The organism is Ottowia caeni (assembly GCF_050821495.1).
Taxonomy (GTDB): domain Bacteria; phylum Pseudomonadota; class Gammaproteobacteria; order Burkholderiales; family Burkholderiaceae_C; genus Ottowia; species Ottowia caeni.
The window spans coordinates 870755-890636 of sequence record NZ_CP151080.1 but is presented as its reverse complement, the minus strand read 5'-3'; the positions used below and the strand labels follow the sequence as shown (position 1 = coordinate 890636).

14 protein-coding genes and 3 pseudogenes are annotated in these 19882 nt (G+C 61.6%); 8 read left to right on the top strand and 9 right to left on the bottom strand.

Annotated features, from left to right (window positions below; genetic code table 11):
* Window positions 1–214 precede the first annotated feature (214 nt).
* The 5 genes from AAAK34_RS04265 to AAAK34_RS04245 all read right to left on the bottom strand — a co-directional run bounded on the left by AAAK34_RS04265 (window position 215) and on the right by AAAK34_RS04245 (window position 6320).
* Window positions 215–2332 carry an acetate--CoA ligase family protein gene (locus tag AAAK34_RS04265; RefSeq protein ID WP_231695318.1) on the bottom strand — a complete coding sequence of 706 codons (2118 nt, stop codon included), beginning with the start codon at window positions 2330–2332 and terminating at the stop codon, window positions 215–217.
* A gap of 37 nt (window positions 2333–2369) precedes the next feature.
* Window positions 2370–3527 (bottom strand): acyl-CoA dehydrogenase family protein, encoded by a 1158-nt coding sequence (locus AAAK34_RS04260; protein ID WP_231695319.1) that lies wholly within the window; start codon window positions 3525–3527, stop codon window positions 2370–2372.
* Window positions 3514–4671, bottom strand: coding sequence for an acyl-CoA dehydrogenase family protein (locus tag AAAK34_RS04255; RefSeq protein WP_431777784.1), 1158 nt, complete (start codon window positions 4669–4671; stop codon window positions 3514–3516). Before AAAK34_RS04255 ends, AAAK34_RS04260 begins: the two co-directional genes overlap by 14 nt.
* A 111-nt stretch (window positions 4672–4782) precedes the next feature.
* Window positions 4783–5928, bottom strand: a complete 1146-nt coding sequence (locus AAAK34_RS04250) for a thiolase (protein WP_231695321.1) — start codon at window positions 5926–5928, stop codon at window positions 4783–4785.
* Window positions 5925–6320 (bottom strand): Zn-ribbon domain-containing OB-fold protein, encoded by a 396-nt coding sequence (locus AAAK34_RS04245; RefSeq protein ID WP_431777783.1) that lies wholly within the window; start codon window positions 6318–6320, stop codon window positions 5925–5927. The genes AAAK34_RS04250 and AAAK34_RS04245 overlap by 4 nt, the downstream gene beginning before the upstream one ends.
* A 540-nt stretch (window positions 6321–6860) precedes the next feature.
* On the opposite strand from AAAK34_RS04245, the gene proV reads away from it, so the two are divergent.
* From proV to proX, 3 genes and pseudogenes are all read left to right on the top strand, one after another.
* A complete protein-coding gene (proV, locus tag AAAK34_RS04240) occupies window positions 6861–8123 on the top strand; it encodes a glycine betaine/L-proline ABC transporter ATP-binding protein ProV (RefSeq protein WP_231695323.1) in 1263 nt (420 codons plus the stop codon).
* A 124-nt stretch (window positions 8124–8247) separates the two neighbouring features.
* A pseudogene (gene proW, locus AAAK34_RS04235) lies at window positions 8248–9377 on the top strand (glycine betaine/L-proline ABC transporter permease ProW).
* A 113-nt stretch (window positions 9378–9490) separates the two neighbouring features.
* Window positions 9491–10540 carry a glycine betaine/L-proline ABC transporter substrate-binding protein ProX gene (gene proX / locus AAAK34_RS04230; RefSeq protein WP_231695325.1) on the top strand — a complete coding sequence of 350 codons (1050 nt, stop codon included), beginning with the start codon at window positions 9491–9493 and terminating at the stop codon, window positions 10538–10540.
* Window positions 10541–10987: 447 nt separating this feature from the next.
* Here the strand turns inward: proX and AAAK34_RS04225 are convergent.
* Window positions 10988–11755 (bottom strand): annotated as a pseudogene (locus tag AAAK34_RS04225) (MFS transporter); the annotation flags it as partial.
* Window positions 11756–12098: 343 nt separating this feature from the next.
* Here AAAK34_RS04225 and AAAK34_RS04220 point away from each other — a divergent pair.
* From AAAK34_RS04220 to AAAK34_RS04200, 5 genes are all read left to right on the top strand, one after another.
* Window positions 12099–12524 carry a glycerate kinase gene (locus AAAK34_RS04220; RefSeq protein WP_231695327.1) on the top strand — a complete coding sequence of 142 codons (426 nt, stop codon included), beginning with the start codon at window positions 12099–12101 and terminating at the stop codon, window positions 12522–12524.
* A 62-nt stretch (window positions 12525–12586) separates the two neighbouring features.
* Window positions 12587–13531: a branched-chain amino acid transaminase gene (locus AAAK34_RS04215; RefSeq protein WP_231695328.1), complete on the top strand. Its 945-nt coding sequence runs from the start codon at window positions 12587–12589 to the stop codon at window positions 13529–13531.
* Window positions 13528–13731 carry a zinc-finger domain-containing protein gene (locus AAAK34_RS04210; RefSeq protein WP_231695329.1) on the top strand — a complete coding sequence of 68 codons (204 nt, stop codon included), beginning with the start codon at window positions 13528–13530 and terminating at the stop codon, window positions 13729–13731. The genes AAAK34_RS04215 and AAAK34_RS04210 overlap by 4 nt, the downstream gene beginning before the upstream one ends.
* Before the next feature lie 80 nt (window positions 13732–13811).
* A complete protein-coding gene (locus AAAK34_RS04205; RefSeq protein WP_231695330.1) occupies window positions 13812–15149 on the top strand; it encodes an O-antigen ligase family protein in 1338 nt (445 codons plus the stop codon).
* Window positions 15146–16267, top strand: coding sequence for a glycosyltransferase (locus AAAK34_RS04200; protein WP_431777782.1), 1122 nt, complete (start codon window positions 15146–15148; stop codon window positions 16265–16267). Before AAAK34_RS04205 ends, AAAK34_RS04200 begins: the two co-directional genes overlap by 4 nt.
* Before the next feature lie 56 nt (window positions 16268–16323).
* Here AAAK34_RS04200 and AAAK34_RS04195 read toward each other — a convergent pair whose 3' ends face one another.
* From AAAK34_RS04195 to AAAK34_RS04185, 3 genes and pseudogenes are all read right to left on the bottom strand, one after another.
* The gene (locus AAAK34_RS04195) at window positions 16324–17616 is read right to left on the bottom strand and encodes a sensor histidine kinase (protein ID WP_231695332.1); all 1293 of its coding nucleotides are present in this window, start codon (window positions 17614–17616) and stop codon (window positions 16324–16326) included.
* Between the two features lie 18 nt (window positions 17617–17634).
* Window positions 17635–18341 (bottom strand): annotated as a pseudogene (locus AAAK34_RS04190) (response regulator).
* A gap of 123 nt (window positions 18342–18464) precedes the next feature.
* Entirely contained in the window at window positions 18465–19802 is a 1338-nt protein-coding gene (locus AAAK34_RS04185; RefSeq protein ID WP_431777781.1) for an AmpG family muropeptide MFS transporter, read from the bottom strand.
* Window positions 19803–19882 lie beyond the last annotated feature (80 nt).

The window sequence follows — 19882 nt, the reverse complement described above, 5'->3', positions numbered from 1 at the left end:
TTCTTGTCGAGACTCTTAGTCGCATCAGGGTGTGGAATGAATCATAGGGTCACCCCCGTATGACATCTTACAAATGGGAGACCTGACATGACCTTTTCTCATTGCTAGACACCTTACTCAAAGGGAGTCAACGCTCCAAAAGCATCGCCCCCGGAAGCACAGGGCTTACGGGGGCGACACCAGGGTGGGGGACTCGCCCCCTTTTCGGAGTCCGCTACGATCTCTTCACAATCAACGCATCCACCGCACACCCACCATTGGGCAGTGCGATGAAGGGATTGATCTCCACACTGTCGAGCTTGCCCGCATGTGCAGCTGCGAAATTTGAAAGCGCCACCAGGGCGCTGGCCAGGGTATTCAGATCCACCGGGGGCTTTCCGCGCGCACCAGTCAGCAAAGGCAAGCCTTTGATCCCCTGAATCATCTCGTGCGCAGTTGTCAGGCTCACGGGTGCACGCCTGAAAGTCACGTCCTTGAAGACCTCGACGAACACCCCACCGAGCCCGAACATCACCATAGGCCCGAACACCGGGTCGTGCGTGACTCCCATCACGGTCTCCACCCCTCCCGTGATCATCGGCGAAAGCATTGCGCCGTCGATCCGAGCTGTCGGGCAAGCCGCTGAGACCTTGTCCATCATCGTCGACCAGGCGTTGCGAACCGCATCTGCGTCCCTCAGCCCAAGGGCAACACCGCCCACATCGCTCTTGTGCGCGATATCAGGTGAGACCACCTTCATGACCACCGGGTAGCCCATCGCCTCTGCCGCGCTAACGGCCTCTTCTGCAGTGGCAGCCAACTCAAGCGGCGCGAATGGAATGCCATGTCCTGCCAGCACTGCGCGCGCCGCTGCTTCGTCCAGCGTGCCATCGGGCAGCGGATCCGCCTTGCCGGACTGCGCATCAACAACTGCCGATGCCGGTCGATCAAACCCGGCCGAAATGCGTGCCATCGCAGCAATGGTGGTTGTGGCACGCGCAGGATCAGGGAACATCAGAATGTTCTCGCGCTCAATCTCGGCCACGATTTCGGGCCGGGCACGCATGCTCATCGCTACCAGAAGATCTGGGTGCGCGCGGCGCAGTGCATACAGCGCGTCGCGAATTTTGGCAAACTCGGATTCGCTGCGGCCCATGTTCGCATTGAAACTGAGCACGCTGTCAAACTCGGGATGCGCGAAAACCAAGTCAAGAATACGCGTATACAGACTACGGTCACCCATGGTCTGCGCAGTGGTGTCCACCGGGTTGACACCGCTGGCAAACGGCACAATTTCGCGAATGGCCGCCTGCGTCGCGTCGGGCAACGTGGGCAGCACCAGGCCTGTTCGAGTGGCTTCGTCGGTCGCAATCACACCCACACCACCCGAGGGGGTCACCACGCCCAGCCGGTTACCGCGGGGCATCGGACCAATGGAGCAGGCGTAGGCCAGATCGATCATCTCTTCGAGCGTGTTTGCGCGCCACGCATTGGTCTCACGCAAGACTGCGTCATAGACCACATCGCTACCAGCGAGCGACCCCGTATGCGACGCTGCCGCCGCTGCGCCCTGCTCGGTGCGCCCCACTTTCATCAGGATCACGGGCTTGCGGCGCAGCCTGGCTTCTTCCAGTGCACGGTACAAACGGTCGCCATCGCGGCAACCCTCAAGATAGGCCATCACCACCCGCGTGTTTTTGTCGCGAACCATCCAGTCGATGCAGTCGGCCACGTCCAGGCCGGCTTCATTGCCCGTCGCCACGAAGTGACTCACGCGCACACCACGGTCGCCTGCCAACCCATACAGATATGACCCGATGGCGCCGCTTTGGCTGACGATGCCGACATGCCCGGGCTCGAACTGCTCGTGCTCCAGCGCACTCATGAAAGTTGCAAACATCGCTTCGTGCGCGTTGAACACGCCGATGCAATTCGGCCCAAGCAGGCGCACACCCGCCTGTGCACAACGCTCGGCGATGCGGTCCTGAGCCTGCCGGCCTTCTTCGCCCATTTCGGCGAAGCCGGAACTGAAGACCACGATGCTTCTCGCCTGCTGTTCAATGGCATCATCGACCACCGCGGCCACGTGTGCACCTCCCACCGCGACGATGACGAGATCCACGGGCCGGCCAATGGCGCGCAGTGACGGGTATGCCTTGACCCCCTGTACCTCTGTCTGCCCCGGATTGATGGGCAAGAGTTCACCAGAAAAACCGCTGCGCAGCATGTAAGCGATAGGCCGCCCGCCTATCTTCCGTGGATCGGAGGAGGCACCCACCACAGCTACGGAGCGCGGATGGAACAACGGATCCAGCGGATGAGACGATCGATCTGTAGAAGTAGAAGTGGTCATGCGTGAAGTCGTCAAATGTTGAAGCGCGAACATGCGCTCATGATTTCGGCAGCTTGAGTGCTCGCGCGGCGAGCAGGTTACGTTGCACCTGAGCCGTACCACCAAAAATGGTCAGCGGTCGGGTGATCATGTAGAGCCATTCAAGATCCTCGGGCAAGTCCAGGTGTGGGGCCGCGCCCATCAGCCCACCTTGTTGCCCGGCCAATTCCTGAACAGCCTCGGCAATGCGCTGGGTAGCCTCGGCATTGAACAGCTTGAGCATCGAAAAATCGTCGTCGGCCTGTCCGCCCGCCAGTGCCGTTTCACAGACCTGTTCGTAGAGTGCAGAAGCATCGGCCACGTCGCAAGCATGGCGCTCCAGCACTTCGCGGTAGCGCTCATCATTCTGCAAGCCCAGCGCGGTGCCTGTGCGCTTCAACACTGACAGCGCGTGACGCAGAAGCTCGGGCGAGCCATGGCTGAAGCGCTCAAAGCCAAGCAGCGCTTTGCCCACTGCCCAGCCGTCGCCAACAGCCCCCACGAGGTTGGCACGCGGCACGGCGACATCGTCAAAGAACACCTCGCAAAAGTGCTCTTCGCCGGCCAATGTGCGAATGGGGCGCACGCGAATGCCGGGTGTGGCCATATCTGCCAGCAAAAAGGTAATGCCCTGCTGCTTGCGCGCTTCGGTGCTGGTGCGCACCAGCATGAAGATCATGTTGGAATCGGTGGCCATCGTGGTCCAGGTCTTCTGGCCGTTGATGACGAAATGATCACCGCGATCTTCTGCAGCGGTGCGCAGGTTGGCGAGGTCCGAACCGGCATTGGGCTCAGAGTAACCCTGGCACCAGACGTCGTCTGCAGACAGGATGCGAGGTAAATAAGCTGCCTTCTGCTCAGGCGTGCCGTAGCGCAACAATACAGGCGCCAGCAAGCGCAGCCCCATATCCATGGGGCGTGCCACGCGAAAGCGCTCCAGCTCCTGCTGGTAGATTAGTTGTTTGCGAAGCGACAACCCCATGCCACCATGCTCGGCCGGCAACGCGGGCGCACGCCAGCCATCGCGGTATTGAGCTCTCAGCCACTGGCGCGCTTCTTCGCCCGTCAGCCGACGCAGCGGGTCGCGCAAAGGTGAGGTGTAGTTGGCCTCAATCCAGGCGCGAAACTGCAGCCGGAAATCGTCGTCGCTGAGTTGATTGCGATCAATGCGGTTCATGATCATGCTCGTGCTCACCGGCATGCAGGGCATGCTGCCGGCGATGATGACTGCCGTTACCCAGGAAGGCCGCCCAACGCAGAGCCGCCTTCAGATAACAGCCAATGGCCGCTTCCGCGGCAAAACCAATGGCGCCGTGCGCCTGCACACCAAAGCGGCCTGCCAGAAGCGCTGCGTCCGAAGCGCGTGCCTTGGCAGCAGAAATCGCTGCGCGCGCCGTCGGACTCCCCGGCGCCTCGGCATACCGCTGCAAGGCACTTTGGCACGCCGCACGGGCAAGGGCTTGTTGCACGCGCACGTCCACGCTCAGATGCTGCATCGACTGGAAACTACCGATGTGCTGCCCGAACTGAACCCGCGTGCGCTGGTATTCGAGCGTAAGGTCCAGCGCGCCAGTGGCCAGACCAACCAATTGCCAGGCTGTCAGCAGAGTGGCTTCGTCAATCGCCGTCGCCAGCGCTGCCGTCACGTCCTCACCACGTGCCAGCAAAGCCTCACCCGGCAGGCTGACATCACTCAACTCCGCCACAGCCACACTGGCACCATCGGTGGCAAGAGTCTCTGTCAGCGTCACGCCGGCGTGGTCGCGCGGCATGAGCCAAAGAGTCATCTCTTCGTCCAGCTTGGCCGTCACCAGAAAACTGTCTGCGAACGAGGCACACACCACGCCTATCTTGCGTCCACGCAGACGGTAGGTACCATCGCTCAGTCGTTCAGCCACTGTGGCCACCATCGCGGGATCCACCACCCGAGCGTTTTCCTGCCACGCGAGCGTGGTCACAAGAGTGCCATCGACCAGGCCCTGTGCCACCTGCTCCCAGCCAGCAGCACCCTGCAGCCGCGAGGCCATCACCGCGGGCATGACCGCGCAGGCCACAAGAGGCTCGGGGACTGCATGGCGACCGAGTTGCTCAGCCAAGATGGTCGCGTGCACAGGCGCCAGGGCACTTCCGCCCAATGACTCGGGCAGGCGCAATGCCAGCCAGCCTTGCGAAGCCATGCCTTCCCACAGGGCCCGGTCAACGACTGGACACCCCTCGTACAGCCCCTGCAGGCGTTCCATGCGGTGCTCTTGTTCCAGGAAATCCTGGGCCGAATCCCGCAGCAGGATCTGGGTTTCGTCTTGCTCGTCGAGATAAGTCACGTCGCTTCGCATTCCTCAGTAAGTTTGAATAAATCCAGCGCAGCCGCGCCGGTCGCGCTGCACCGAGAATGAAATGGGCATGGCGGCTTGCTCACACCCGATCAAACGGTGTCAGACCGTGGCCGAATTGCCCAGAATCACGGTACTCTGGCTCGACAACACCCCGCCATTTCCGTGGGCAAGCGCCACGTTGCAATTGGCCACCTGACGCTGGCCGCACTCCCCTCGCACCTGCCGTACCGCCTCGATCAGCAGGAACAGACCATACATACCGGGGTGGCAATAAGACAAGCCGCCCCCGTTGGTGTTGGTAGGCAATGCACCGCCCGGACGAAGCTTGCCGTCAGACACGAAGGCGCCGCCCTCGCCCTTCGGGCAGAAGCCCAGATCTTCCAGGAACAGCAGCGTGGTCAGCGTGAAGGCATCGTATACCTCCCGCACGTCAATATCCTTCGGCCCCAGGCCGGCCGCAGCGTAGGCGCGAGCCCCCGATTCCTGAGCCGCTGTGCGGGTCAGATCCGCCATATTGGAGATGGCAGTATGGCTGGCAGATTCACCGCAACCGAGCACATAGGCCGGCGGCTTGCGCAGATCGCGCGCACGCTCGGCCGAGGTCATGATCAGCGCGCCACCACCGTCGGTCACGAGGCAGCAATCGCGAACCGTCAATGGGTAGCTGACCATGCGGGAGCTCAGCACTTGCTCAATCGTCAGATCCTTCTTCTCCCACGCTGCCGGATTAAGCTGCGCCCATTTGCGTGCAGCCACGGCAATCTCAGCCAGGTGTTCACGGGTCGTGCCAAACTCGTACATGTGCCGGGAGGCAGCAAGTGCATAAGCGGTAGACGGCAGGAAGGGACGGAACGGCGTCTCATACGGGTTAACATCTTTGGCGCGTGTTGCCGAACGTCCCTCCGTGCGCTGGGTGCTGCCATAGGTCACCACCGCCACTTCGCACAATCCCGCTTCAATGGCCGCCTGGGCATGTGCCACGTGGGTCATGAAAGACGAGCCACCCAGGTAGGTTGAATCTCCGTAGCGCGGATCAATGCCAAGATATTCCCGCAGTGCCAGCGTGATCATGCGGCTTTGCGTGGCTGCGCCAAACAAACCGTCGACATCGCGCAGGCTCAGGCCGCAATCGTCCAGCGCACGATGAATGCCCTGGGCCATCAGGTCCAGTGGCGACATACCCTGAGCCACTTCGCCCAGGTCAGATTCAGCCACCCCGACGATGGCGCAACTACCGCGTTTCATGCTGCATCTCCGGTCAGATCAAACACAGGCAAGGGAGCTTCCTCGCCCGACTGCGGCACGATACGTACCTTCACGCGCTGACCAATACGCACCTCCAGCGGCGCCACGCCCTCGACACGCGACATCATCCGGAAACCTTCGTCCAGGTCGATCAGCGATACGTTGTAGGGATCACCCTCTCGCGGATACACCGCGGTGGTGGCGTGCACCGTCCCCAGGCCCTGGCTGATGCGCCAAACCAGTTCGGTGCTGCCACTGAACGGGCAGACCAGCCGCGGGAAAAACACCGCCCTGCCAGCGGCAGGACTGAATTGATAAGCGAGCTCTCCGGCTCTCAAATGGCGGTGATAAGTCGCCAAGGGCGACTCGGACACAGGCAAAGTCAAAGACATGATGGCGATGTAGCGACTAAATGGTTGAGGGCTTCATGCTCAAGTGTCTTGTCGCCAAGGGTCTTCCTGCCCTTCCGCTTGCGAGTAGAGGCATGCAATTATCGAATGACAGGCAGGAGAACCTGGCCCGCAATTGGATCAAGGGACTACCGGATCGCGTTGACTTTGGTTTAGAGCCTGCTCAAAGACTTCATTACGCCCGACCACAAAAACCCATTGACTTAAGATACTTTTCGATATAAGATTAATGTATTCGGTCAGCTTTACCACTTTTGGTAGCTGAATTTTTTCGCGGCGGCCTGTCCCTTTAACTCAGTACAACTGGGTCATGCCTCTTGCCAAGGTCAGTGTGTTACCCATGCATGGGCACATTCCAATGACCACCGCAATGGCTTCCTTGCGTCTGCACTGAAGCTCGCGAACTCTCCAAAACCCACAACCAGGCTCGGCTTTCGGCTCGCCTGTCGTTGTCGGCGTCGTTGGCGTCGTTTCGGCTTGCAGCTCCTGCCTCCTCGGTTGTTCCATACCGGAGGAATCATCGTGGCTAAACAAATTGAGATCGATCACCTTTTCAAGGTTTTCGGTGATGCGCCCGAGAGCGCACTCGAACTCGCCCGCCAGGGCGTGAGCAAGCAGGAAATCGTGCAACGAACAGGCCAGTCGATCGGCGTGTTCGACGTCAGCTTCACCATCGAGTCTGGCGAGATTTTTGTCATCATGGGGCTGTCGGGCTCAGGCAAATCGACCCTGGTTCGCATGTTCAATCGTCTAATTGAACCCACCTCCGGCCGCATCGTGGTGGACGGAGAGGACATCGCCCAATACAACGACAAGCAATTGCGCGACTTCCGCCGCAAGCACATCAGCATGGTGTTCCAGTCGTTCGCGCTGCTGCCCCACCTGACGGTGCTGCAAAACACCGCGTTCGGACTGGAACTGGCCGGCGTACCTCTCTCCGAGCGGGAAGCCGCTGCCACCGCCGCACTTGACCAAGTGGGACTGGCGGTCTGGGCCAACAGCTACCCGGACGAACTCTCAGGCGGCATGCAGCAGCGCGTCGGGCTCGCTCGCGCCCTGGCCGCAGACCCTTCCATCCTCCTGATGGATGAGGCCTTCTCCGCGCTCGACCCCATCATTCGCACCGAAATGCAGGACGAGCTGCTGCGCCTGCAGCAGGACAAGCGTCGAACCATCGTCTTCATTTCGCATGACCTGGACGAGGCCATGCGCATCGGCGACCGCATTGCCATCATGAAAGACGGACAGGTAGTTCAAGTCGGCACCCCTGAGGAAATTCTGCGCAACCCCGCCGACGACTACGTTCGCCAGTTCGTGCGCGGCGTGGACGCCGCAGCCGTGTTCAAGGCCAGCGACATTGCCCGCAAAACGCAAGTGGAGGTATCGGAAAGCCCCACGCGTGGCTGCCGCCCTGCCTTGAAGCGACTTCAAGACCAGGATCGCGAATGGGCCTACGTGGTGGACACGCGCCACCGCTATCTCGGCGCGGTTTCAGCCGACTCCCTGCGCGCCGCTCTCAAGGGGCACGAAGGCACGCTCGGACTGTCGCATGCTTTTGTCGAGTCAGTGCAACCAGTCGCGGCCGACACCCCCATTGCAGAGCTGTACGGGCGCATGGTCAACCAGCCCGCGCCCCTGCCTGTGGTCACCGCCGACGGGCGCCTGGTCGGCACTGTCAGCAAGAACCGGCTACTGACCTTCCTCGACCCCAACACCGACCCCGACGGCAACCCTTTGCCTGCAACGACCGACGTCGCATCCGAATCTTCTGCAGAAGTCGCCTGACAACAAGAAACAAGAACGACCTATGAGTACGACAGACCAAAACGCCTTTATCGACCCCTATCAAGCGCCGCCAGCCGAGGCCCAGCCGGATTGGCTGGGAGGACCTTCCGCAGTCAAGCAAGACATGACTGCCGCGCCGGAAGCTTACATCGACCCCTACCAGGCCGCGCCAGCCGAAGCGAGCCCTGAATGGCTGGGAGGACCGCAAGCCGTCACGCGCGACGTCACCGCAGAGGGCGACGGCATCGTTGCCGCGGGCGATGCAGCGGCTCAAAACACCGAAGAAACGGTTCGGACCATGGCTGACTGGTTCGACGGCGCGCTCCCCGTGCAAGACTGGATCAACCAGGGTCTGGGTTGGTTCGTGGATCACTTTCGCCCTTTTTTCCAGGCGCTGCGCCAACCCGTGGACGCACTCCTGGGCGGAGTGGAGGCCGCGCTGCTGTACCCCCCACGCTTGTGATGATCGGCATCCTGTCCCTTCTGGCCTGGCAACTGGCGGGCGGGCGCATGGCCATCGCCACCCTTCTTTCGCTGATGGTCATCGGCATCCTGGGCATCTGGCCAGAGGCCATGGTCACGCTGTCGCTGGTGCTCACGGCCCTCTTCTTCTGTGTCCTGATCGGTCTGCCCCTAGGCATATGGTTGGCCCGCTCGGAACGCGCCAACAGTGTGGTGCGCCCCTTGCTTGATGCCATGCAGACCACGCCCGCCTTCGTGTACCTGGTGCCGGTCGTGATGCTGTTCGGCATTGGCAACGTACCTGGCGTGATCGTCACCATCATTTTTGCGCTCGCACCACTGGTACGCCTGACCAACCTTGGCATACGCCAGGTTCGCCCTGACCTCATCGAAGCGGCGCAAGCTTATGGCGCATCGCCGTGGCAAATGCTGACCCGCGTGCAATTGCCGCTGGCCATGCCCTCGATCATGGCCGGTATCAACCAGTCTCTCATGCTGAGCCTGTCGATGGTGGTGATCGCCTCGATGATCGCCGTGGGTGGCCTGGGGCTTATGGTGCTGCGCGGCATTGGCCGGCTTGACATGGGCCTGGCCACCGTGGGTGGACTGGGCATCGTGATCCTGGCCATTGTGCTCGACCGCCTCACTCAGGCGCTGAGCAAACCTAGTCGCCAAGGCCAGCCCTGGCTCCAGCGAGGCCCCATCGGCCTGGTGATGCGCCCGTTCAAAGGCCGACCCACCAACGCCAAAACCAACGAGTCCAGTGGCGCCTCCGCCCTGGCCTCCACTTGACCACCTCCGCCGTCGTCACATCGCCCTCGCCCTTTGGCTGAGGGCGAGGGCACGCGACTCGTGAAGAACTGTCCACCTGCACGGTTCAGAACCCCATCAAAGGAACATCACCCATGAGACAACCCGTTTCCACCCCCTTCGCTTTCCTGCGCCGCACCGGCCTGACGCTACTCTCAGCCGGCCTGCTGGCTCTGTCTCCCGCCGCCTTCGCTGCGGACGACCCTCAACTGCCCGGCAAGGGTGTGCGGGTACTGCCCCTGAAGAGCTCCATCGCTGAAGAAACTTTTCAGACCGTGCTGGTCATGAAGGCGCTGGAAAGGCTCGGCTACGACGTACAGCCCATCCGTGAGGTGGAGTATCCCACCGCCCACCTGGCCATCGCCAGCGGTGACGCCACCTTCCTCGCGGACCACTGGGATCCGATGCACAGCGACTTCTACAAGAACTCAGGAGGCGATGCAAAACTTTGGCGCGACAACACCTACATCGCCAACAACATCCATGGTTATGTGATCGACAAGAGAACCGCGGATGAACACAACATCACGAACATGTCCCAACTGGCAGACCCTGCCATTGCCAAGCTGTTCGACTCCGACGGCGACGGACGCGCCAACCTGACCGGATGCACGCCCGGTTGGGCCTGCGAAACACTGATCGAAGCGCAACTCACTGCCTACAAGCTCCGCGACACCGTGCAGCACCAGCAGGGAAGTTACCCGGCATTGATGGCCGACGTCATCTCACGCTACAAAGCGGGTCGACCGATCCTCTACTACACCTGGACACCGTACTGGGTCAGCAACGTGCTGGTTCCGGGCAAGGATGTCGTGTGGCTGGAAGTACCCTTTTCGGCCGAGCCGGGTGGGCAAGGGGGCCAAAACAAGGACACGACTCTGCCCAACGGGCGCAACTATGGCACCACCATCAACAATCAGCGCATTCTGGCCAACCGTGCCTTCATTGAGGCTCACCCTGATGCCGCCAAGCTCTTTTCCTTGATGAAGTTGCCCGTCACCGACGTCACGGCACAAAACAATGCCATGAACGACGGCGAAGCGTCTCAGTCCGATATCGAACGGCACGCCGAAGGCTGGATCAAGGCTCACCAGACCCTGTTCAACAGTTGGTTGGACGAGGCCCGAGCTGCCGTCAAACGCTGAGAGCGTGCCCACTAACTGCGTGAGACCGGTACCGACGTCTCTCGCCTCACCTCCACCTCCCTGCAGCGCGCATGCGGGGTGGCGCAAAAACAGCACGCCAGCCAACGCTCCAAGAAAAATGACCGTTGCGCAGAAACAGCAAACCGCCACCCTCATGCCCCAGCGGTCGGCGATCCAGCCCATGGCCATCATGGGAAGCATGCACCCGACATAACCAATCACGAAGTAGGTGGAAAGCAGCCCCGAGCGGTTGTGCTCGGTGGCAAGGCGATTCACCATGTTCATGCCTGCCAGCATGCTCAGGCCATGGCCCGTAGCAGTCAACAGCACGCTCAAGGCAAAAAGCACAGCGGACCCCGCCCATAGGTTGATCATCAGGAACGCCATGCTCAATGCGAGACCAAGCAGGCCTGCAAAACCGCACAGGTGTACGGGAATGCGTCCGGCCATTACCTGTAAGACCGCCGAGGCGAACAGAATCACGGCAATCGAAGTGCCACTCACCATGGGGCCGTGCCAGGGCAGAAGTTTTTCCAGGAACAGCGGCGCCATGGCCGTGAACAATCCGAACACTCCATATGCCAGAAATGACAAGGCGCAAGTAAGCACGAAAGTCTCGGAGTCCACTCGAGCTGGCCAAGTCAGCTTTGGCAGAAAATCCTGAGCGCGCAGTGGAGACTGGCGTGCAGATTGCGCTGTCGCTGGCATTTTCTGTCTGGAAAGCACCACGTAACCCCACGCACCCAGGAGCAATGTAGGAATGTAGGTGGTGACCAGAGGATACGGTGCCCACTGCCCCATGATGCCGCCAAGCAACGGCCCCAGGCCAAAGCCAAAGGCCAGCAGGCACCCCGTCAGCATGGCCGCCCGCTGTAACTGACCGGGGCGCGAGAGTTTCGCCAGCCCCATGATGGCACTGGTGGTCAGCAGGCTGGAGGCCACCCCCACACAAAATCGCCCCACGATCAGACCGGTCATTTCCCAGGCCAGCGAACTGATCAGGGTGCCGATCAGATTGAGGATCATCCCGACCTTCATCACCGGCAAGAACCCGGCCCGATCGGGCAATCGACCCAGGAACAGAAGGCTGCACAGGGCGCCCGTCATGTAGACCACATAAATGAGCGAGATGTCGCTGGCCTGCAACTGCCAAGCTTCCTTGTAGATCGCATACAGGGGACTGATCAGTGCAGCCCCCATCACGCCGACAATCATGGCGAAACTCACCCCTATGAAGGGTGAAGGTTTGAATCTCATTGCTGAACCATCACCGTTGTAGATCACCAGGAGCCTGTCGGACTTGGAAATCGCCGGCTGCAAATGGGCCGCAGCGGTCCATTTTTCACAGTCTTCTTGACCCATAGCTGGGCTATGGGCCTGCGAATCCTGCAAAAACTGTCCTCGCCGGGTCCCATTTTCGCTTTCGGCGCTCCAAGTCCGACAGACTCCAGGGCCAACATGCCATCATGCCGACCCGAAAAGTATGATCCAGTCTTCGCATTAGAAACTCTGCGGACATACGCAAAAGTACGCATCGCCAACGCGCGACAATCACTCCATGACTTGGCAACGCATTCTCACTATCGTAGCGGCCATCGCTCTGGGCGCTGGCGCCTGGCGCGCCGGCGGCTGGGCCGGTATCGCCCTTCTCGTTAGCGGCATCGTGTTCTGGTTCCTTCTGAACTACACCCGCATCATCACCATCATGAAACGCGCGGCAGACCGGCCCATCGGCTACGTCGGCAGCGCCGTCATGCTTAACGCCAAGCTGCGTCCCAAGCAGCCGCTGCTGCATGTCATCGCCCTGACCCGCTCACTCGGCCAGAGGCTCTCCCAGGAGGGTGAAGAGCCTGAAATTTACCTGTGGCGCGACGGTGGCGGCTCGGAAGTGACCTGCGAATTCGAGGGCGGGCGCCTCCTGCGCTGGCGCCTTGAACGGCCCACCGGGAACGAAAACGAAACCCGAGACGCGGGCGAAGCTTAAAATCGCGGGCAAAGCGGCTATTCGTGCCGCTCATCCCACACCAAAGAGCTGAGGAATCCCCCATGAGCGCCCCTACCCTCACCCTGGACGACCGCGACGGCAAAATCTGGATGGATGGCCAGCTGGTTGACTGGCGAGATGCCAAGATCCACGTCCTGACCCACACGCTTCACTACGGCTGCGGAGCCTTCGAAGGCGTGCGTGCCTACAACACCGTGAATGGCACGGCCATCTTCCGCCTGGAAGAGCACACCGAGCGTCTGTTCAACAGCGCCAAGATCCTGCGCATGAAGATGCCCTTCACGAAGGAGCAGGTCAACGAAGCGCAAAAAACTGTGGTGCGCGAGAACAAGCTGGAAAGCTGCTACCTCCGCCCGCTGGTCTGGCTGGGCTCTGAAAAGCTCGGTGTCAGCCCCCGCGGCAACACCGTGCACGTGATGATCGCCGCCTGGGCCTGGGGCGCCTACCTGGGTGAGGAAGGCATGAACCGAGGCATCCGCGTCAAGACCAGCAGCTACACGCGCCACCACGTCAACATCACCATGACGCAAGCCAAGGCCGTCAGCAACTACAGCAACTCGATCCTGGCCAATATGGAAGCCCTGGACGACGGCTACGACGAAGCCCTGCTGCTTGACGCCTCCGGCTTCGTCAGCGAAGGCGCCGGCGAGAACGTATTCGTGGTCAAGGACGGCGTGGTCTACACCCCCGACCTCTCCGCTGGCGCGCTCAACGGCATCACCCGCAACACCGTGATGCATATCTGCGAGGACCTCGGCATCAAGCTGGTGCAAAAGCGCATTACCCGCGACGAAATCTACATCGCCGACGAATGCTTCTTCAGCGGCACCGCAGCTGAGATCACACCGATCCGTGAACTTGACCGCGTGGAAATCGGCACAGGTTCGCGCGGCCCCATCACCGAGAAAATTCAAAACGCGTTCTTCGACATCGTCAATGGCCGCAACGCAAAATACGCCAAGTGGCTCAGCAAGGTGAACGCATGAGCCAAGCTGTCGTCGAACTGAGCGCCAAAGACCTCACCCCGGAGGGCGGCGTGTTCTGCCCCAACCCCAAGGCCCAGATGCAACTGTGGAACACCCACCCGCGCGTCTACCTGGACGTGGGACACACGGGTGAGGCCAAGTGCCCCTATTGCGGTACGGTCTACCAACTGAAGGATCCCTCCTTCAAGGCCGCCCACTGAGAAAGGCGCTCCGCAAAAGCCATTTCACTTAGCAATGGCAGTCGGTCGCTTGTTATTTTCATCAAGAGTCCCCAGCCAATTTGTCTATCAGAAACGTGCCACTGGAACCGCTGGCCCTGAACGCTGCGGTGCTCCTGCTGCTCGCACTGTCACTCACCGTCCCTTCGGGCTACTCCTGGGGCGCAGTGATATTGCTGGTGCTCGGCCTGATGCGCTGGCCGGCGGTGCTTCGTGGTCGCGTGGCATGGCCGCCCAATATGCGCGCCTGGGCCCTGGTGATCCTGCTCATGGGCCTGGTGTGGAGCATGCACATCGTCGCAGACGGCAAGCTCATCACCCACTCGCTCGGCCTTGATCGCAGCATCAAGTACCTGCTCGTATTCCTGGTCGTGCCCGCACTGCTGGCCAGACGCCCCTCTGAGGCAGCCTTGAACTGGGGCTGCTGGGTCGGCGCCTGGGGTGCGGGCCTGACTGCAATCTGGCAGGTGGGTTTCCTGGGCTGGGATCGCGCCGCCGGCTACACCAATGCCATCCAGTTTGGAAACCTCGCGCTGCTCCTGGCCGCCTGGAGCGGAGTGCGCGCAATACAAACCCCCGTCCGCTGGCAAAAGGCCATTGGCTGGGGCGCGGTGCTGCTGGGCGTTGTGGCCAGCATCACCTCGGGCAGCCGCGGTGGCTGGCTCACCCTGCCTGCCCTGATGCTGCTGGGCTTCTGGTTCAGCGCGCCGGCGCCGACATCTCCCTCGCAGTCGCTGCCTCGCGCACTGAAGGCAGCTGGCGTGACGCTGGCCGCCTGCGTGGCCTTGCTCGCGTTACCGTCTGTACAGCAGCGCATCGATATCGGCATTCATGAATGGCGGGCCCACGAACAGCGCGCCGAAGACACCTCGGTAGGATTGCGCCGATCGTTCTGGAGCCTTGCTCTAAAAGTCGGAGAGGCGCACCCCTGGGTAGGTGCCGGCCAGCACGGGTACGAGGCCATGCAGAAGGAAGCCGTGGCGCGGCAGGAAATTCCTGAAGCGGCGCTGGGCTACAACCATGCTCACAATGAATGGCTGGACATGTTCGCCAAACGTGGCTTGCTCGGCGTGGCCGGACTGGCTCTGTTCTTTGCAGTGCCGGGGGTCATGTTCGCGCGTGGGCTAGGAAGCCATAGGCGAGCCAGATCCAGCGGTCATTCAGAAGACAGCAAAAAAGCTGACGTACCGACAGGCGACCAGCTTGCGCCGGTCACCCGATCCAGCACGGAACGCGCCGCCGCCCTTTGCGGCCTGATGACGGTGCTAGGCTTCGTTGGCTTCGGCCTCACACAGGTCATGTTCGCCCACAATAACGGCACCATGATGTACTTGCTCGCGGTCACGTTGTGGATCTCTTGCATGCAGCCCCCGCACGCGAGCCATCCACCCTCAAGATGACCGCCCTTTCCTCCGCACCCCATACACCCCAGGAAGGCACGCGTCCCCTGCGAGTCCTTCATTTCGTGTCGGGAGGGTTTTCCGGCGCAACGCAGGTGGCCATCGATCTTTGCGGTGAGCAACCGGGCCAGGAAACCTTGCTGGTGCTGCGTCGCCGCGCCTCGGTAGATCCTGCGCCGCGTGTGCAGCAACTGCGCGCCCAGGGCCTGAAGGTAGAAGTGGTGCCCCGCTGGTCGCACACCGCCACCATATGGGCACTCAAACGCATCTGCCGCGAGTGGCAACCCGATGTACTGGTGGCGCACGGTTTCAGCGAACACCTGTGGGGCCGCTACGCCGGACTGGCCGCGGGCGTTCCACGGTTGATTCACGTCGAGCACAACGTGCGCGAGCGCTATGGCTTCTGGCGTCTTAGAAAATCGCTGTGGCTGGCCCAGCGTACAGAGCGCATCATCGGGGTTTCACACGCGGTGCGCGATGCACTGGTGCGGCTTGGCCATCCGCCCGAGCGCTGCACGGTGGTGCTCAACGGCATCGACCTCTCCCGCTGGACACGCGGGCGTCCCTGGAACGAGCGCGAAGACGCGATTGTCATGCCCGCTCGCTTTGCCGGGCAAAAAGATCATTTCACGCTGATTCGCGCCGCAGCTCTGCTGGCCCAGCAAGGCTTGCGCCCCACGGTATATTTGGCTGGCGAAGGCAAGTCAAGCTGGCGCAAGCGCGCCGAGACCTTGGCCCGCCAGCTGGGTGTGGAGCAGCAGGTGCGCTTCATGGGCCATGTGAGCGACATGCCCGAACTGCTGGGCCGCGTCAAACTATGCGTGCTATCAACCCACTATGAGGGCCTGGGCCTCGGCCTGATCGAGGGCATGGCCTCAGGCTGCTGCGGAGTGGGCACGAACGTTGAGGGCGTGCAGGAAATTCTGACGCACGGCGAAAACGGTTTTCTTGTGCCCCATGAAGACGCGCAAGCCCTGGCCAAAACCCTGGCGGACCTGCTCGGCGACCCTGCCACCGCCTCCCGGGTAGCTGCAGTCGGGCAGGCGCATGTTCACGCCGTCTTCGACCGTAGGCGCATGCGCCAGCAGTACCTCGACATTTTCCTGCAGCGAAGCTAATTGCCCTTTGAGACCACCGAGCTCCAGCTCGCCAGGTTCTCTCTCTGCACACGCCGTCATCCCGAGCTGGAACTCCGCGATCCCAGGGTTGTGCTCGTCATGGGCAGACGCAACTCAAAGCAAGCACCACCTTCCGGTCGGTTGCTGCACGATGCTGTGCCGCCGTGGCGCAGAGCAATTGATCGCACCAGTGCCAGGCCCAAGCCCACGCCGCCTTCGCGTTCGCTGGCGCCGGGCAGACGATAAAAAGGCTCAAAAATGCGTTCACGCTGATCCGGCGGCACGCCGGGGCCGTGGTCATTCACCCGCAGCACCGCGTCAGCTCCCTCAATGCTCAACTCCGCCTCAACCTCTTGCGCGTTTCCTGGGCCGCCACCATGCCTGCGCGCATTTTCCAGCAAGTTGCGCACTGCGCGGCGCAGCAGCTTGGCCACCCCGGGCACCATGATCTCCGACGTGCGAGGCGCCACCTCCAGCGCAGCGTCCACGCGCGAACACTCCTCCGCCACCAAGCCGATCAGGTCCACGCCCTCCACCGTACCGAATTCGGCCTGATTCGAGTCAAGCCGGCTGGCCAGCAAAATCTCATCCACCAGCTGATCCAACTCAGCGATGTTGCGTGATATTTCAGCGCGCGCCGCGGGGGGCGTCTGTGGCCCCATCAGTTCAATGGCCATGCGAATCCGCGTCAGTGGCGAGCGCAGTTCATGAGATGCATTGGCCAACAGCGATTTCTGCGATTGCAGCAATGCCACCTGGGAATCCATCAAGCCTTCGATACGGGTAGCGGCAGCGTTGAAATGACGCGAAAGATCCGCCACCTCGTCATGTCCTGCGTCTGAAACGCGCACAGACAGATCTCCTTCTCCCCAACGCTGCACGCCCCGCTGCAACGCCTCCAGACGCAACGTGAGCCGACGCGCAACGGGAAAGACCCCTACCATCACCACCAGGCCCGCCAGCGCCAAAACCCAGATAAAGCCATAAGGCGGACGCAGCCAAGCCATCGGAGGAGAATCGCCACGCCGCGCACCGCCTGGGCCGCCAAGGCCACGATTACGCGGAGCAATCTGCAGATGAAGCTGCTGTCCGTCTTCGAGCCTGACGACGAACTCAAACCCCTGCCCCGGCATTCGGCGGGGCTCTGCCTCGGCGATCCCGATCAGATCCCCTGCAGCATTGCGCACCAGCACCTCCCGAGGCGTCGGCGGCTGGCGATCCCGCTCCCTCGCCTGCTCCGCCTCGTGCCAAGCCCAACCCACCAGCAGACTCAACACCGCCACGCTACCGACCACCGCCAGCCAGATACGCAGGTAAAGCTTGCGAGCGACAGGAGAAGTTCGACTCATTGGAAGAGGTGCCTGAAACTAGTCTTGCTGTTTGGCGAATACGTAACCCACCCCCGCACCGTCAAAATGCGCTTGGGATTTTTCACATCCTGCTCAATGGCGGCACGGATGCGGCCCATGTGCACGTCAATCGATCGGTCGAACGCCTCCAGCTCCCGGCCTCGCACGGCTTCCATGATCTGATCGCGCGTCAGCACGCGGCCAGCGCGCTCCGCCAGCGCCACCAGCAGATCGAACTGATAGCTGGTCAAGTCGGCGGGCTGATCAGCCACATTGACCACCCGCGCGTCCCGGTCGATTTCCAGCGAGCCAAAACGCATCACCTTGTGTTCAGGCGCGGAGCCCGGCTGATGCCGGCGCAACACAGCGCGGATGCGCGCCAGCAACTCGCGCGGCTCGAAGGGCTTGGGAAGGTAATCGTCAGCCCCCACTTCCAAGCCAATAATGCGGTCCATCGGATCGCCCTTGGCCGTCAGCATTAGTACCGGCACACGCGCCGCCTCGCCCGGTAGCGCGCGAATGCGGCGGCACACTTCCAAGCCATCCATGTCGGGCAGCATTAGATCGAGAATGACCAAGTCCGCCTGCATGTCCTGTACAGCTCCCAGCCCTGACTCTCCGTCTGGCATGTGCGTCACCGCAAAACCAGACTGCTTCAGATACTCGCTCACCATGCCCGCCAGACGGGTATCGTCTTCGATCATCAGCAGGTGTTGTGTACTCATGGATTCCTCTGTATCAGACCGCCCAACGCGTCCGTTGATTAAACGTGGGTAATCGTGCCGCCAATGCAATAGCCCCGCTTGTCGGCGCGGTAAAGTTAGGTAAAAGACGCCTTTGCAGGAACCCTACGGCGCACGTCGCGTTCGTGTGGCCATTGCCACCAGCACCAATACCGGAAGACCCAGCGCCGCGGTGCTGGTGAAGAATGCGGTGTAGCCATACGCGTTGACAAAATCGCCGGAAAATCCCGCCACAAATTTGGGCAGCATCAGCATCAGCGATGAGAAGAGTGCGTACTGCGTAGCCGAATAGCTGATGTTCGTCAGGCTAGACAAATATCCCACGAAAGCCGCTGAAGCAATACCCGAGGCCAAGTTGTCCATCGAGATCACAACAATCAGAGCCGGCACGCTGTGCCCATACCCTGCCAGCCAGGCGAACAGCAGGTTGCCGCCGGCACTCAATATGGCACCCAGCATCAGGATGCGCATCACGCCAAAACGCAATGCCAGACTACCGCCCACGAATGCGCCCACCAGCGTCATGATGACCCCATAGATCTTGGTCACCGCCGCCACCTCTTCCTTGGTGTAGCCCATGTCCACGTAGAAGGGGTTCGCCATGATGCCCATCACCACATCGCTGATGCGGTATACCGCAATCAGCGCCAGGATCAAGGCAGCCTGCCATTTGTAGCGCCGGAAGAAATCCGAGAATGGCTCGACCAGCGCTGAGCGCATCCACTCACCCGCACTGCGGGCACGGCGCAGCGGCACGGGCACCGGTTCGGGTGAAATCAGAACAGTCAGCATGCCGACCGTCATGGACAACGCCATCACCAGATACGCGACCTGCCAGGCCGCGTTGTCATAGCCGCCATCAACGATCTGCGCCCTGGCCGCCAGCCAGAGCACGCCAGCACCCGCCCATATCATGGCCAGCCGGTATCCCGTCTGATAGCTTGCTGCAAGCGCTGGCTGCCGCTCGGTCGACGCTGACTCAATGCGGTAGGCATCCAGCGCAATATCCTGCGTAGCAGACGCAAAAGCCACCGCCAGTGCGCACCACACCACAGCAGTGAGCGAAACGCGCGGATCCGCCTGCGCCATGCCCACCAGCCCCGCAGCCACGCCGCACTGCGCCAGAAGCAACCAGCCCCGCCTACGACCCAGCCAACGGGTCAACCCAGGCAGCGGCATTCGATCCACAAGGGGTGCCCAAACCCACTTGAATCCATACGCCAACCCCACCCAACTCAAGTGGCCGATGGTGCTGCGGTCAATGCCAGCTTCGCGCAACCGGAACGAAAGCGTGCCCAACACCAGCAGCAAAGGCAGGCCTGCGGAAAAGCCCAGTGCCAGCATGCGCAAGCTGGCCGGCTCAAGATAAACCTTCAGGGTCTCCAGCCAGGATGGCTTGCGCTCAGGCGTGGCGGGCGCTGAGGAAGCCACGCCGTCAGACACCGTTGCTCCCCGTGTCAGTCATGCAAGCGGCCTGACCTGGGAGACCGCCGGGCTTTAATGAGATCCCTGGGCAGGCAGAG